The organism is Paraburkholderia sp. A1RI_3L (assembly GCF_048957895.1).
Lineage (GTDB): Bacteria > Pseudomonadota > Gammaproteobacteria > Burkholderiales > Burkholderiaceae > Paraburkholderia > Paraburkholderia kururiensis.
The window spans coordinates 292,313-305,735 of the sequence record NZ_JARCHA010000008.1; the positions used below are offsets into that span (position 1 = coordinate 292,313).

Annotated in this window: 13 protein-coding genes; 5 read left to right on the forward strand and 8 right to left on the reverse strand. The window is 62.5% G+C overall.

Annotated features, from left to right (window positions below; all coding sequences use genetic code 11):
- Position 1: 1 nt before the first annotated feature.
- On the reverse strand, positions 2 to 1,210 hold the full coding sequence (gene manD, locus PXJ20_RS22010) for a D-mannonate dehydratase ManD (protein WP_421031167.1): 1,209 nt from the start codon (positions 1,208 to 1,210) through the stop codon (positions 2 to 4).
- A gap of 284 nt (positions 1,211 to 1,494) precedes the next feature.
- On the opposite strand from manD, the gene PXJ20_RS22015 reads away from it, so the two are divergent.
- A complete protein-coding gene (locus PXJ20_RS22015) occupies positions 1,495 to 2,967 on the forward strand; it encodes a mannitol dehydrogenase family protein (protein ID WP_421031168.1) in 1,473 nt (490 codons plus the stop codon).
- A 22-nt stretch (positions 2,968 to 2,989) separates the two neighbouring features.
- Here PXJ20_RS22015 and PXJ20_RS22020 read toward each other — a convergent pair whose 3' ends face one another.
- The 7 genes from PXJ20_RS22020 to PXJ20_RS22050 all read right to left on the reverse strand — a co-directional run bounded on the left by PXJ20_RS22020 (position 2,990) and on the right by PXJ20_RS22050 (position 8,633).
- Positions 2,990 to 3,391 carry a RidA family protein gene (locus PXJ20_RS22020; protein ID WP_421031169.1) on the reverse strand — a complete coding sequence of 134 codons (402 nt, stop codon included), beginning with the start codon at positions 3,389 to 3,391 and terminating at the stop codon, positions 2,990 to 2,992.
- 34 nt (positions 3,392 to 3,425) lie between these two features.
- The gene (locus PXJ20_RS22025) at positions 3,426 to 4,208 is read right to left on the reverse strand and encodes an IclR family transcriptional regulator (RefSeq protein ID WP_233411454.1); all 783 of its coding nucleotides are present in this window, start codon (positions 4,206 to 4,208) and stop codon (positions 3,426 to 3,428) included.
- A 76-nt stretch (positions 4,209 to 4,284) separates the two neighbouring features.
- The gene (locus PXJ20_RS22030) at positions 4,285 to 5,037 is read right to left on the reverse strand and encodes an amino acid ABC transporter ATP-binding protein (RefSeq protein ID WP_421031170.1); all 753 of its coding nucleotides are present in this window, start codon (positions 5,035 to 5,037) and stop codon (positions 4,285 to 4,287) included.
- The gene (locus PXJ20_RS22035; protein WP_421031171.1) at positions 5,034 to 5,681 is read right to left on the reverse strand and encodes an amino acid ABC transporter permease; all 648 of its coding nucleotides are present in this window, start codon (positions 5,679 to 5,681) and stop codon (positions 5,034 to 5,036) included. Before PXJ20_RS22035 ends, PXJ20_RS22030 begins: the two co-directional genes overlap by 4 nt.
- Positions 5,682 to 5,694: 13 nt before the next feature.
- Entirely contained in the window at positions 5,695 to 6,420 is a 726-nt protein-coding gene (locus tag PXJ20_RS22040; RefSeq protein ID WP_421031172.1) for an amino acid ABC transporter permease, read from the reverse strand.
- A gap of 33 nt (positions 6,421 to 6,453) precedes the next feature.
- Positions 6,454 to 7,293 carry a transporter substrate-binding domain-containing protein gene (locus PXJ20_RS22045; RefSeq protein ID WP_421031173.1) on the reverse strand — a complete coding sequence of 280 codons (840 nt, stop codon included), beginning with the start codon at positions 7,291 to 7,293 and terminating at the stop codon, positions 6,454 to 6,456.
- A 425-nt stretch (positions 7,294 to 7,718) separates the two neighbouring features.
- A complete protein-coding gene (locus tag PXJ20_RS22050; RefSeq protein WP_017777339.1) occupies positions 7,719 to 8,633 on the reverse strand; it encodes a LysR family transcriptional regulator in 915 nt (304 codons plus the stop codon).
- A gap of 181 nt (positions 8,634 to 8,814) precedes the next feature.
- Between PXJ20_RS22050 and PXJ20_RS22055 the strand changes: the two genes are divergently transcribed.
- The 4 genes from PXJ20_RS22055 (at position 8,815) to PXJ20_RS22070 (ending at position 13,248) form a co-directional block, all read left to right on the forward strand.
- On the forward strand, positions 8,815 to 9,867 hold the full coding sequence (locus tag PXJ20_RS22055; RefSeq protein WP_017777338.1) for an aldo/keto reductase: 1,053 nt from the start codon (positions 8,815 to 8,817) through the stop codon (positions 9,865 to 9,867).
- Positions 9,868 to 10,358: 491 nt separating this feature from the next.
- Positions 10,359 to 11,450 (forward strand): sugar ABC transporter substrate-binding protein, encoded by a 1,092-nt coding sequence (locus PXJ20_RS22060; RefSeq protein WP_017777337.1) that lies wholly within the window; start codon positions 10,359 to 10,361, stop codon positions 11,448 to 11,450.
- Complete coding sequence (locus PXJ20_RS22065) at positions 11,450 to 12,448, forward strand: ABC transporter permease (RefSeq protein ID WP_126876532.1); 999 nt, start codon at positions 11,450 to 11,452, stop codon at positions 12,446 to 12,448. Before PXJ20_RS22060 ends, PXJ20_RS22065 begins: the two co-directional genes overlap by 1 nt.
- Positions 12,448 to 13,248, forward strand: coding sequence for an ATP-binding cassette domain-containing protein (locus PXJ20_RS22070; protein ID WP_126876533.1), 801 nt, complete (start codon positions 12,448 to 12,450; stop codon positions 13,246 to 13,248). The genes PXJ20_RS22065 and PXJ20_RS22070 overlap by 1 nt, the downstream gene beginning before the upstream one ends.
- Positions 13,249 to 13,423 lie beyond the last annotated feature (175 nt).

The following is a 13,423-nucleotide window of genomic DNA, read 5'->3' on the forward strand; positions in this document are numbered from 1 at the left end:
CTCACCAGTTCCACAGTGTGCCGTCTTCGAGCCGCGCGATGGGCAGCCACGCGGGATCGTAGGGATAACGTGCCGCCAGCGCTTCGTCGATATCGACGCCGTGCCCCGGCCCTTCGCCCGGATGCATCACGCCGCGCTCGAAACGCCACGCATGCGGGAAGACATCGAGCGCTGCTTCGGGGTAGCCCATGTATTCCTGCACACCAAAGTTCGGCACCCACAGGTCGAAATGCAGCGCCGCGCCCATGCAGACGGGCGACAGGTCAGACGCGCCATGACAGCCCGTGCGCACCTGGTAGAGCGACGCGAGATCCGCCACGCGCCGAAGATGCGTGATGCCGCCCGCGTGCGTGAGCGTCGCGCGAATGTAGTCGACCAGTTGCTCTTCGATGAGCTGCTTGCAGTCCCAGATGCTGTTGAACACCTCGCCCACCGCAATGGGCGTTACCGTATGTTCCCGAATCAGATGAAACGCGGCCTGATTTTCGGCGGGCGTCGGGTCTTCGAGCCAGAAGAGCCGGTACGGTTCAATGGCCTTGCCGAGACGCGCCGCCTCGATGGGTGTCAACCGATGATGGACGTCGTGCAGCAGGTGCGTGTCGAAGCCGAAGCGCTCGCGCACGGCCTCGAAGAGCTTCGGCACGAAATCGAGATACTTCTCCGTCGACCAGCTCTGCTCGTCCACCGCGCCCTTTGTCGCCGGCTCGTAGGCGCCCGCACGCTTCGAGACGCCATATACCGAACCCATGTTCGGGATACCGCACTGAATGCGGATCGCCTTGTAGCCGGCCTCGACGTGCTCGGCATAGCGCTCCAGCGCCTCGGGAAGGTCGCGGCCGGTGGCGTGGCCGTACACCATTACGCCGTCGCGCGAGGCACCGCCCAGCAGCCGGTACAGCGGCAGATTCGCGGCCTTGCCGAGAATGTCCCAGAGCGCCATGTCCACGGCGCCGATCGCCGTCATGGTGACGGGCCCACGGCGCCAGTAAGCACCCTTGTACAGGTACTGCCAGATGTCTTCGATGCGGCCAGGGTCGCGCCCGATCAGTGTCGGGCACACATGGTCCTTGAGATACGAAGCGACCGCGAGTTCGCGGCCATTCAGCGTCGCGTCGCCAATGCCGTACAGGCCTTCGTCCGTCACGATCTTCAGCGTGACGAAGTTGCGGCCGGGGCACGTGACGATCACGTCCGCGCGAACAATCTTCATTCTTCGATCCTTGCAGCGAGGTGAGGAAATGATGCCTTCAGACGCACGGCGGCGAGGCTTTTGTCTGCTCGCACACGTTGCATGCTCGTGTCTTTCGATAAGGTTTGGTCATGCTACCATACAAGTATTCTCGCGCAAGACCAGATCGCCTTTTCGTCGCCCCAGGGATAACGCGGACGTCGCGCGGCATTGCGCTTGCGGCTCGTCCAGACCGCGTGGCTTGAGGCACACTCACTTGCGTCGCCCCGACTTCTTCACTTCATTCACCCATTTTCCGCGCCGTCATGACCCTCGCTCATACATCACGTCTCACGCGGCATGCGTTGCCCTCGCTCGGTCATCATTTGCTTTCGGCCGCGTGGCACGAACCGCGCACTGGCATCGTGCACCTCGGCATCGGCAACTTTCATCGCGCGCATCAGGCGCTCTATACCGAAGAGGCAATGATTGCAGCGGGCGGGGAATGGGGTATTTGCGGTGTGACGCTGCAAGGCGACGTGACGAAGCGCGACGCGCTGATGGCACAAGACAGCCTTTATAGCGTGGTGGAACGCGGGCCCGAAGGCGAGCGCGTCACGGTCGTGCGTGCGCTGCGCGAGGTGCTCGCCATGCCGCATGACCGGGCTGCGCTTTTTGCACGCCTCGCCGACCCGCACGTACGCATCGTCTCGCTCACCGTGACCGAGAAGGGTTATTGCCGCGATACGCGCACTGGCAACGTCGACTTCGACCATCCCGACATCGCGCACGATCTCGCTCATCCCGACACGCCGAAGACCGTGCCCGGCATTCTCGTGGCGGCACTGCGCGCGCGTCGCGGCAATCCGTTCACCGTGCTCTCGTGCGACAACCTTGCACACAACGGTGCGGCGCTGCGGCAGGTGGTTTCTTCATTCGCGCGCGCACTCGACCCGGCACTCGCCGACTGGATCGCCGCCGAGGTCGCCTTTCCGTCCACGATGGTGGATCGCATCGTGCCGGCGACGACAGACGCCGACCGCGCATCCGCTGCGGCCGCACACGGATACGGCGATGCCGCGCCCGTGCCCTGCGAGCCGTTTCGTCAGTGGGTGATCGAAGACCGCTTTCCGCTCGGACGTCCCGCATGGGAGTTAGCGGGCGCGCAGCTCGTGGACGACGTGACGCCGTTCGAAATGGCCAAGCTGCGCATGCTGAACGGCACGCATTCGACGATGGCCTATCTCTCGATGCTGGCGGGTATCGACACTGTGGACGCCGCGATTGCCGATCCGCAGTTGCACCGTCTGATTCACGCCATGATGACGCTGGACATTGCGCCCACATTGCGTGTACCCGCCTCGTTCGACGTGCTCGCGTATCGCGATGCATTGCTCACACGCTACGCAAACCCTGCGCTCAAACATCGCTGCGCGCAGATCGCAATGGACGGTAGCCAGAAAATTCCGCCGCGCCTCGTCGCGCCGATTGCCGAACGCATCGAGGCAAACCGGCCTTTCGATCGACTCGCACTCGCCGTCGCCGCCTGGATGCGTTTTCTGCGCGGGCGCCGCGACGATGGTACGTCGTACGAGATTCACGACCCGCTGGCCGAACGCTTGCACGGGCTCGCGGTATCGGCAGGAGAGAACAATCGTGCCTTGATGGAGGCTCTGCTCGACGTGCGCGAGGTGTTTCCCGCTGCGCTGGCACAGAGCGAGCCGTTAAGACGCGCATTGCTCGACGCACTCACGGCGTTGCAGCACGGCACGCGGGAAGCCATCGCGGCCTACGCGTGAGGTGCACGTGCCGGGAACGTCATCAGCCCGGCCGACGCGCAATGAAGTCGATCTCGACCAGCGCATCGCGCGCAAGACCTGTCACGCCGATGCAGGTTCGCGCCGGCAGTCTGCCCTTGGGAAAATAGCTGGCGTAAGTCGCGTTCATGGTGGCGTAGTCGCGCTTGAACTCGGTAAGAAAGATGCGCGTCGACACCACGTGTTCGAGGCCGAGACCCAGCCCTTCCAGCACGATGACGAGGTTGTCCATGACACGCCGTGTCTGCGCCACAACGCCTTCGGGCAATGGCGCGCTATCGTCGTCCGGCGAAGTGGGCATCTGGCCGGTGACGAAGATCCAGCCATCGCTCTCCGTGGCATGCGAGAAAGGGCCCACGGGCGTCGGCGCGCCCTCCACCATCCAGAACCGCGTCGTGTCTTCCATGTCGCTGCGCTCCATTGCTCGATGCAGGTTTGCGTTACAGCCGCGAATAAGGCTCCGATAGAGCCTTTGCCGACTTGATCAGGTCCTCGAGCATCAGCTCGCGCTTCTTCGGGTCCGTGTCGCGGCTCGTCATGAAGCACAGCGCCGCAACCGCAGTGCCCGCGCGGTCGCGAATCGGCGCGGCCATACAGAGCCGGAATGTATGCGAGAGGCCTTCCGTGCAGCAATAACCTTGTGCGTCGGCGTGCTGTACGTCGCGCAGGAAGTCGTCGAACGCAATGCGCGTGCTGTTTTCCAGCACGAAGTCTTCGTCGGGAATCAGCGCGCGAATCTCGTTGACGCTCAGGTGGCCCAGCAGCAGGCGGCCCGTCGCGGTCCATGGAATGGGCACTTTCACGCCGATGTCGGAACTGATGTTGAACGGCCGCGAGCTGCTCTCAGAGAGCATCACCGTGTACTTGTTGCCTTCCAGCGTGCACAGTTGCGCCGTTTCATCGTGCTTGCGCACGAGCGACAAGATGGACTGATGCGCGCGGCTGATCAGGTCGTTGTGCGCGGCGTAGTCCGCCCCGAAGTAATGCATTTCGCGGCCGAAGAACACGCTGCCGTCGCCGCTCAGTTCGAGCCAGCCGGCCTCGGAGAAAATGGCCACGAGTTCGTAGATGCTCGAGCGCGGCGCACCGGTTGCCTCGATCAGCTCGCGCATGGTCATGGGTCGTCGGGCAGTGTGCAGTTGCCTGAAGATGTCGATGATGCGTTCCACGCCTCGTGCCCGCGACGATGCGGGCGCGGAGATTCCTTCGTCTTTCTCGGCCATGTGTGTCGTGTGTCGATTCGATGTTGTCGAGGCGCCTGCCCGCAGCGCCCGGCACGCGCATGTGCGCCGTGCCGTTTCAGTGGTCCAGCACGCGATGCAGAAACTGCCGCGTACGTTCGTTCTGCGGGTTCACGAAAATCTGCTCGGGTGCGCCCTGCTCCGCAATCACGCCCTTGTCCATGAACACCACGCGGTCAGCGGTCTTGCGCGCAAAACCCATTTCGTGGGTGACTACGACCATCGTCATGCCTTCGCGTGCGAGGCCGCGCATGACGTCGGTTACTTCACCCACCAGTTCCGGGTCCAGCGCGGAGGTGGCCTCGTCGAAGAACATGATGCCAGGCTCCACCGCGAGCGCGCGCGCAATCGCCACGCGTTGCTGCTGCCCGCCGGAAAGCTGGCTCGGATAGTGCGCCGCGCGATCGGCAAGACCCACGCGGTCCAGCGCTTCCATGCCGCGCCGGTTCGCCTCTTCACGGTTCATGCCGCGTGCCTTGATGAGCGCGAGCGTCACGTTACCGAGCGCCGTCTTGTGCGGAAACAGGTTGAACTGCTGAAACACCATGCCCACGTGCCCGCGAATTTCCTTCGCGCGGCGTGCGTCGTGCAGCGGCACCTCGTTGACCCAGACCTCGCCGGCATCCGCGGTTTCGAGACCGCTCATGATGCGCAACACGGTGCTCTTGCCGGAACCCGAAGCGCCGATGAGCACCAGCACCTCGCCGGGCCGCACGTCCAGATTCACGTCCTTGAGCACCTGCGTGGCGCCGAACGACTTGCTGACGCCCGTGAGATTAATGACAGGTTTCGATGCAGTCGCGGTGGTCATGACGGCAGCCTCCTTCGATCGTGGCGACGCACCCACTGCGAGAGCGGGAAGCAGACAACGAAATAAAGCACGGCGACGAGGCCGTAGATCTGCACGGGCTGACCGATGCGATCCACGATGGCCTGCCCACCGTGCATGAGTTCCGACATGCCGATCATGCTGACGATCGACGTGTCCTTGACGAGCGAAAGATACTGGCCCACGAGCGGCGGCAGCACGATCTTGCCGGTCTGAGGCAGCACGACGGAGAAAAACGCCTGCGTCTTCGTGAGCCCGAGAATCTGCGAGACTTCCCACTGCCCTCTGGGCACGGCTTCGATGCCCGAGCGGAACACCTCGGCAATGTACGCACCCTGATAGATGCTCAGGCCCACCACGCCCGCGGCAAACACATCGATTGCATAGCCGAAGTACGACACGCCGAAGTAGATGAACATCAGCGTGATGAGTATCGGCGTGCCGCGAAAAAGCTCGACGTAGAGCTTTGCGACGCGGGCCGTGCCCCACGGGCCGAATGCGCGCAGCACGGCCGCCACGAGCCCGATCGCCGTTCCGCCCGCGATGGACGCGGCCGAAAGCGCGAGCGTCATGAGCAGGCCCTGCAGCAGGATAGAGAGGCTGGACATCAACAGATCGGCTGACATGTAGTGTCTCCGTTTAGCCCGCTCGCGTGCGGTTCGGCTCGCGCAACAGCGGCAGCACGCGACGCGCACGACGGGGAGCCACGAGCGGCGGATGGAACAGATGGGCACCGATACGCCCGGCAATCCACGAGAGCGCATTGCTGAGCACGAGATACGCCACCAGCGTCACCGCGAAGGTCTGGATGTAGAGCAGCGTGCGCGAGTTGATGACCGTTGCCGTCCCGGTGAGTTCGGGCAATGCGATGGCCGATAACAACGAAGTGCCCAGCAACAGCTGGATCAGGTTATTGACGATCGCGGGATACACGGCGCGCGCGGCTTGCGGCAACACGACGTCCATGAAGATCTGCGGCCGCTCCAGCCCGAGAATGCCGGCGGCCTCGATCTGCCCGCGCGGCACGGACTGAATGCCCGCGCGAAACACCTCGGCCATGTAGGCGCCGACGTTCACACCGAGCGCAATCACGCCCGCCGTGTACGCATCGAGATTCACGCCGAGCGACGGCAGGCCGAAAAATACGATGAAGATCTGCAACAGCACCGGCGTGTTGCGGATCGCCTCGATGTAGCCGCTCGCGGCGAAACGCAGCACACGTGCACGCGAACCGGCCGCAAGCGCGGTCACGAGACCCAACGCCAACGCAAGACAGAAGGCGAGCAGCGTCACCTGCAGCGTGAGCCATGCGGCCCGCACGAACTCGGGCACATAGCCCCATAGTGTCAGCCATTGGTAACTCATCTCGCCTCCCTCTGCGCGTGCCGCACGCTATGCTCAGAACTGCGGGTTGAGCGGATAGCGCGGATCGACGCCGAACCACTTCTTGTACAGCTGTGCATTGAGCTTCGACGCGTTGATGTTGAAGAGGAACAGGTTCAGGTAGTTGAGCCACTGCTGGTCGCCGGCCTTCACGCCGAACGCGTTGTATTCGAGCGGCACGAGTGCTTCGTCCGTCACGGCGAGGTCCGGGTCGAGCTTCGCCTGGTACGCGAGGAAGTTGTTGTCTTCGATCATCGCGTCGGCCTGGCCCTGCTTCACGGCGAGAATGGCCGCCTGCGAGCTGTCGTACTCCTGAATCTTGACGGGGATGTTGAGTGCCCGCACTTCGTCGCCGTTGGTCGACCCCTTCACGGTGGCAATAGTGCGGCCCGACATGTCCTTCACCGACTTGATGCCGCTGCTCTTCTTCACGAGCAACGCCTCGCTCGCCACCACATAAGGCGTGGTGAACGCGATCTCCTTCGCCCGCTCCAGGTTGCGCGTGAAGTTACAGAACACCACGTCCACCTTGTCGGTCTGCAGATTCGGAATGCGGTTCGCGCTGGTCGTGTTCACGATCTCGAGCTTTACGCCCATTTCCTTCGCCAGTTCCTTTGCGAGGTCGACGTCGTAGCCATCGGGTTGTCCGTCTTTGTTGTAGAAGCCGAACGGCGCGAACGTGAGGCAATCGCCCACGCGCAGCGTGCCGCGCTGCAACACGCCTTGCAACGCGGAGCCGCTGGCCGCGGCGGCGCCTTCGCCGGGACTTGCCACTTTCGTGCAGCCTGCCAGAGCGAGCAGACCCGCTACGACGAACAAACCGGCGAACTTCGCGCTCACTCTGACGTGTTTCATTTTTCGATCCCGATACGGAGTAAAGAATCCCATGCGAATACGTGCAAAAAGACGGGCACAAGCAGACCGCCGCATGAGGCGCACGATGCGTTCGGCGACGAGATCAAGGTTGGTCGCCGCGCTGTCCGATATACCGGATCATCGTCCGGTACAGCAGATAGAGCGCAGTGTTTCATGGAAAAAAAACGGCTGCAATGGGGAATACGCGGACCGGTGAGGATGCAGCGAGGATGCTTCACAGCGACATGGAGCACGACAGCGAAGCTCGCTTTACCGTGGGCAGAACGCGTGTTTGCCTTGCCCTATATGCATCGATGGCGACATGTGGGGCGGTTCGAGATGCCGTCTGAGATGCGGCGATTGATGTCGCGAAATGCGCGCGCGAAAAGTGTGGCGGGTGAAACGAAAGAAGCCAAAAGACGTCGTTACGCAGCCACCTCGGGCAGACCGAGCATGTCGAGAAAAGCGCGCGCCACAGGCGTTGCGGGTTCGCCCTCTTTGCCCTTGAACACGGCTGCCAGTTCCCAGCACGGCTCGTCGGCCTCGTTGAGTGCTGCCGTGGCAATGGGTGCGCCACGCGTCTCGCGCATTCGCGCGGCGGCCACGGATTCGGGCGCCATCGCAATGGCCAGCCCTTCGGCCGCGAGATCCAGCAGCATGGGAATGTCGTTGACCTCGAAACCGATGTGCCGATGCAGTCCCGCTGCCGCGAAGGCGCGGTCCACGAGCCGGCGCATGCCCCATTCGGGACGCAGGTCTGCGAAGGTCTCTCCGGCCAGATCGGACAGGCTCAATCCATGCGCGCCGGCAAGGCGATGGCGCGCCCCGCACACCACCACCATGCCCTCGCACGCGAACATGCGCAGTCCGAGGTCATCGGGAATCGGCACGGCGGGTTGCGTGAACGCGATGTCCATGCGGCCTTCGCGAACGTCGTCGATCAGCGTGCGTGAGCCGTCGAGCGTGAGCTCGATGTCGATGCCGCTGAATGCCGCGCGAAAACGGCCCAGCGATGCGGGCAAATCGATGAAAGGGGCAAGACCGTGAATGGCGCCAATGCTGAGCCGCCCACGCGCAAGCCCATGCACCTGCGTCACGGCGTGGCGCGCCTCGCGCGCGGCCGCGAGCACGCGGCGTGCTTCTTCGAGCAGGACTTCGCCCGCAGCCGTGAGTGCGACACGACGCGTGCTGCGCACGAAGAGCGGACCGCCCAGGTCTTCTTCGAGTGCGCGAATGGAAGCTGAAAGGCCGGACTGCACCACGTTCACGCGCTGTGAGGCACGCGTGAAATGCCGCTCTTCGGCAACGGCAACGAAATGCTCCAGTTGCTTCAGGTCCACGCTGCGCCTCGCAAAGTGAAAGCGGAATGAATGCAGGATTAATCGAAAATCGCGCTTAATTTAAGCACATTTTTCCATTGGAACGATAGGTCGATGTTCTATATCGTCATGGAATTCCTTACGCAATCGGTCGCGCGTCGGCCGCAATCACGGTAACCCCTCAAGCGGAGAAAGTTTCATCATGGAATATCGCCAGTTGGGCCGTTCCGGCCTCAAGGTATCGAGCCTCACACTCGGCACGATGACGATGGGCGGCAAAGGCAAATTCGCGAACGTCGGCACAGTGGGACTCGACGAAGCGCGCCGCCAGATCGACATGTGCCTCGACGCAGGCGTCAATCTGATCGATACGGCAGACGTGTACTCGAACGGCGCGTCTGAAGAGATCGTGGGCGAAGCGCTGGGCGGCAAACGCAAGAGCGGCGTGCTCATCGCCACCAAAGCACGCTTTCCGATGGGCGATGGCCCGAACGATCGCGGCCTCTCGCGCCACCATCTGATCGAGGCCTGCGAGGCAAGCCTGCGGCGCCTCAAGACCGACGTCATCGACCTGTATCAGGTGCACGAATGGGATGGCGTGACGCCGCTCGAAGAAACGCTCGAAGCGCTGGATCTGCTCGTTCGTCAAGGCAAGGTGCGTTACGTAGGTTGCTCGAACTACTCGGGCTGGCACCTGATGAAAGCGCTCGGCGTCAGCGCGCGCGATCGTCTGCCGGCCTTCGTAAGCCAGCAGATTCACTACACGCTCGAAGCGCGCGAAGCGGAATACGAACTCGTGCCCATCTCGCTTGACCAGGGGCTCGGCATTCTCGTGTGGAGTCCGCTGGCGGGCGGCCTGCTGTCGGGCAAACATCGTCGCGACGTCACGCCGGAAGGCACGCGTCAGCTTGCAGGCTGGAAAGAGCCGCCCATTCGCGATCAGGAACGGTTGTGGTCCATTGTCGACGTGCTCGTCGACATTGCGGGCGCGCGCGGCGTTTCGGCGGCACAGGTCGCGCTCGCGTGGCTGCTGGGGCGTCCCGCGGTGGCGTCCGTCATCATCGGTGGACGCAACGAAGCGCAATTGCGCGACAACCTGGGCGCGGCCAATCTCAAGCTCACCGCGGAAGAGCGCGAGCGACTCGACAAGGTCAGCCAGCCCCCCCTGCTCTACCCGTACTGGCACCAGATGCAAACGGCAAGCGATCGCCTGGGCGCCGCAGACCTTTCGCTGATTGCGCCGTACATGAAGTAAACACGCAAGGTTAGGTCCGCTGCATGGGCCGGTGCTGTGCTATACCCATAGCGCAGCACCGGCCCTTCCTTTTGTGGCCTGCGCAAACGCGGATATTCGCCGTAGCGCGATATGTCTACGGGTTGCCCGCCTTTATTTCATTTCGAAAGCTTCATTAAGCGGGCGGACGCGCAATCCAGTCTTTTTCTGCGTTTTCCCAATATCTAGAAAAATATCTATAGTATTACCATTGTAGGCAATTGAAATACTGAAACCCCACTATATAGAAAGCTCCATAAAAATAGTCCGACTAGTTAAGGGTATACCGCGATTATTGGACAAAACCGCCTGATATAGCATTTTTTCCACGCCGCAGCCCGTCCCACCACCCACGCATGAGCGACAGGCCGGCGGCCGCCGCAGGAAGTTGTGATGCCCGGTGCCTGCTCTCTTCCGAGCTTGCGCCGCCGTTGACGATACGACACTCAACACGACGGAAACAGGAGACCATCATGGCGCAAAAGCGTGACGACGCGGATCAGGTGAACGACTCCCGGCGCGGACTATTGCAGGGAGCCGCACTGGGAACAGGGCTCGCCACGGCAATGGCATTGCTTGGCGGTGCAATTTCGCCGGCACAGGCGGCGGAAGCTGCGCCATTTCCAGGTCATAAGCGGTGGAAAATCGTATTCGTCAATCACGTGACGACAAATCCTTTCTTTGTGCCAACGCAATATGGCATTCAGGACGCGACTGCGATATTCGGCATGGACTATCAATGGACCGGGTCCGCCAATGCCGACGTCAGCGAAATGGTGAATGCACTGAATGCGGCCGTTGCAGCAAAAGCCGACGCGATCGCCGTGCCCATTGTCGATCCGAAAGCCTTCGACAAACCCATTCAGAACGCGCTCGACGCCGGCATCCCTGTGTTCGCGTACAACGCGGACGCCCCTTCGGGTACAACAAATCCGCGTCTTGCGTACATCGGTCAGGATCTGTATCTGTCCGGGTATCAGATGGGCGAGCGCATTGTGAGCCTGATCGACAGCGGACTCGTCGCGCTCTTCATCGCTACGCCTGGGCAGCTCAACATCCAGCCGCGTCTCGACGGCGCGATGGCGGCCATCAAGAAGTCGGGCAAGAACATCGATGCGCAAACCATCGCCACGGGCGCGACGGTCAACGAGGAACTCTCGAAGATCAAGTCGTTCTACCTCGGCCACCAGAATCTGAAAGGCATGTTCGCCGTCGACGCGGGCAGCACGCAGGGCGTGGCCGAAGTCATGAAGGAATCGAATCTTCAGTCGAAGGGCGTACACGGCGGCGGCTTCGACCTGCTGCCGCGCACCGTGCAACTGATTCACGAAGGCGTGCTCGACTTCACGATCGACCAGCAACCCTACGTGCAGGGCTTCTATACTGTTCTGGAGGCGTTCGTGTTCCTCGCGTCCGGTGGGCTGGTTGGCCCGGCCAACATCAATACCGGTCTCAAGTTCGTGACGAAGGGCACGGTCGAGCCTTATCTCAATACGTCGACGCGCTATGAAGGCAAGAGCACCAAGGCGCAAATCGTGCCGCGCAGCGGCGGGATCAAGTCGTAATGTCTTCCGTGGCTGACAGACAGACCAGCAGTGCCCGGCCGCAACGGCGGCTGGGCACGATTGCACGTTCGAGCGAGACGCGCATCTTCGTGGTGGCGCTGATTCTCAGCGCCTATTTCGAATTCATGAACCGCGACTTCCTTCTGACAGGCGCGAGCCTGCAGAACCTTTCGCAGTTCATCGCGCCCGCGGCCATCATCGCGTGCGGCGAAATCATGCTGATGATCGGCGGCGAAATCGATCTCTCGGCCGGCATGGTGTTTGCGTTTGCCCCTTTCGTCATGCATTTCGCGAGCGAGGCCGGTGCGCCCGCGTGGGCGGCGGTGCTCGCCGGCGTGCTTGCAGCCGCGGCGGTGGGCTTCGTGAATGGCGCCATGACGGTGTATCTGCGCATTCCATCGTTCGTCACTACGCTGGGCACGCTCTTCTTCGTCAACGGCTTCACATTGACCATTTCGCGCGGCACGCCCGTGACGCCGCCCGAGGGCGAAGCGTTCGCTTCGTTCATGGGTGCGTGGGGCTACAGCGAAATCATCTGGGCCGTGGCGATTGCGCTCGTGATGCACGTCACGCTGCGCTACACGCGCTGGGGCCTGCACACCATTGCGGCGGGCGCCAATCCGCTGGGGGCGAGCGAGGCCGGTATCCAGATCCGCCGGCTCAAGCTCGGCAACTTCATCATTGCCGCGCTGCTGGCGGGCTTTACGGGCATTCTGGAAGGCTTTCGCATCAGTTCGATCGACCCGCAGGCAGGCGGCAACCAGATCATGTTCCTCGCCGTGGCAGCCGCGGTGATTGGCGGCACGCCGCTCGCGGGCGGTTCGGGCACGATCATCGGCGGCTTCATCGGCGCGGCGGTGCTCGGCATTCTCAACGACGGCTTCACGCTCATCGGCATCAACGCGTTCACGTTCAACATGATTCTGGGCGCCGCCATTCTGGCCGCGATGATCATCAACATCCACGTCATGCGGCTTGCGCGCAAAGGAGAGCTGTGATGACGGACACCGCTACGACTCCGGTTACGGCGGCGGCAACCGTGGATGCGCTGCGCGGCGAAAACATCGTGAAGCGCTTCGGCGCGGTCACGGCGCTGGACGGCGTGAACATCCGCCTCGGCCAGGGCGAGATTCTCGGCATTCTCGGCGACAACGGCGCGGGCAAGTCCACGCTCATGAAGATCCTCACGGGCTTTCATCCGCAGACGAGCGGCACGCTCTTCGTGCACGGCGAGCAAACGGAGCTGCGCTCCGTGGACCACGCGCGCGCGCTCGGCATTGAATGCGTCTACCAGGATCTCGCGCTTGCGAACTCGCTGAGCATTTATCACAACATGTTCCTGAACCGCGAGATCGTGCATCGCGGCCCGCTGCGTCTGCTCAATAACCGCGCCATGCGCCTTCGCGCGGCCGAGTGCCTCGAAGATATCGGCGTACACGTGCCTTCGGTGGACCTGCCTGTGGAGCAGCTTTCGGGTGGCCAGCGCCAGGCCATTGCCGTGGCGCGCGCGGTCAATTCGAACGCGCGCATCCTGCTGCTAGACGAACCCCTCGCCGCCATGGGCGCCCGCGAGGCGGGACTCATCATCGACCTCATCATGCGGCTCAAGAAAAAGGGCAACCTTTCGATCGCGATGATCATGCACAACTACGCGCAAACGCTCGACATTGCCGATCGCATCATGCTGATGCAGCGCGGCCGCGTGACTTACGAACGCGATTGCGCGAGCACGTCGGTGGCGGAGTTGATGGACATCGTGCGCCGCGAATATCGCGAAATGCGGACGGGTACGCGCTAAGCCGTTTGTGATCGGCGCGTGCCGCAGGGCGTCGCGCGCCGTTGCGCTCGTGCACTTCGGCGGCGCCTTACATATCCCCTTCAATCATCACTTCAAGATCGGTCCCTTCGCGTCGCGAAGTCCCCGCCCAAAATTTCGCGGCTCGCGTGGAATAATTCTTCGTCCTGTCTGTTAT

Coding starts and splice junctions, on each gene's coding strand:
- manD (WP_421031167.1), bottom strand. CDS start 1,210: ATGAAGATTGTTCGCGCGGACGTGATCGTCACGTGCCCCGGCCGCAAC.
- PXJ20_RS22015 (WP_421031168.1), top strand. CDS start 1,495: ATGACCCTCGCTCATACATCACGTCTCACGCGGCATGCGTTGCCCTCG.
- PXJ20_RS22020 (WP_421031169.1), bottom strand. CDS start 3,391: ATGGAAGACACGACGCGGTTCTGGATGGTGGAGGGCGCGCCGACGCCC.
- PXJ20_RS22025 (WP_233411454.1), bottom strand. CDS start 4,208: ATGGCCGAGAAAGACGAAGGAATCTCCGCGCCCGCATCGTCGCGGGCA.
- PXJ20_RS22030 (WP_421031170.1), bottom strand. CDS start 5,037: ATGACCACCGCGACTGCATCGAAACCTGTCATTAATCTCACGGGCGTC.
- PXJ20_RS22035 (WP_421031171.1), bottom strand. CDS start 5,681: ATGTCAGCCGATCTGTTGATGTCCAGCCTCTCTATCCTGCTGCAGGGC.
- PXJ20_RS22040 (WP_421031172.1), bottom strand. CDS start 6,420: ATGAGTTACCAATGGCTGACACTATGGGGCTATGTGCCCGAGTTCGTG.
- PXJ20_RS22045 (WP_421031173.1), bottom strand. CDS start 7,293: ATGAAACACGTCAGAGTGAGCGCGAAGTTCGCCGGTTTGTTCGTCGTA.
- PXJ20_RS22055 (WP_017777338.1), top strand. CDS start 8,815: ATGGAATATCGCCAGTTGGGCCGTTCCGGCCTCAAGGTATCGAGCCTC.
- PXJ20_RS22060 (WP_017777337.1), top strand. CDS start 10,359: ATGGCGCAAAAGCGTGACGACGCGGATCAGGTGAACGACTCCCGGCGC.
- PXJ20_RS22065 (WP_126876532.1), top strand. CDS start 11,450: ATGTCTTCCGTGGCTGACAGACAGACCAGCAGTGCCCGGCCGCAACGG.
- PXJ20_RS22070 (WP_126876533.1), top strand. CDS start 12,448: ATGACGGACACCGCTACGACTCCGGTTACGGCGGCGGCAACCGTGGAT.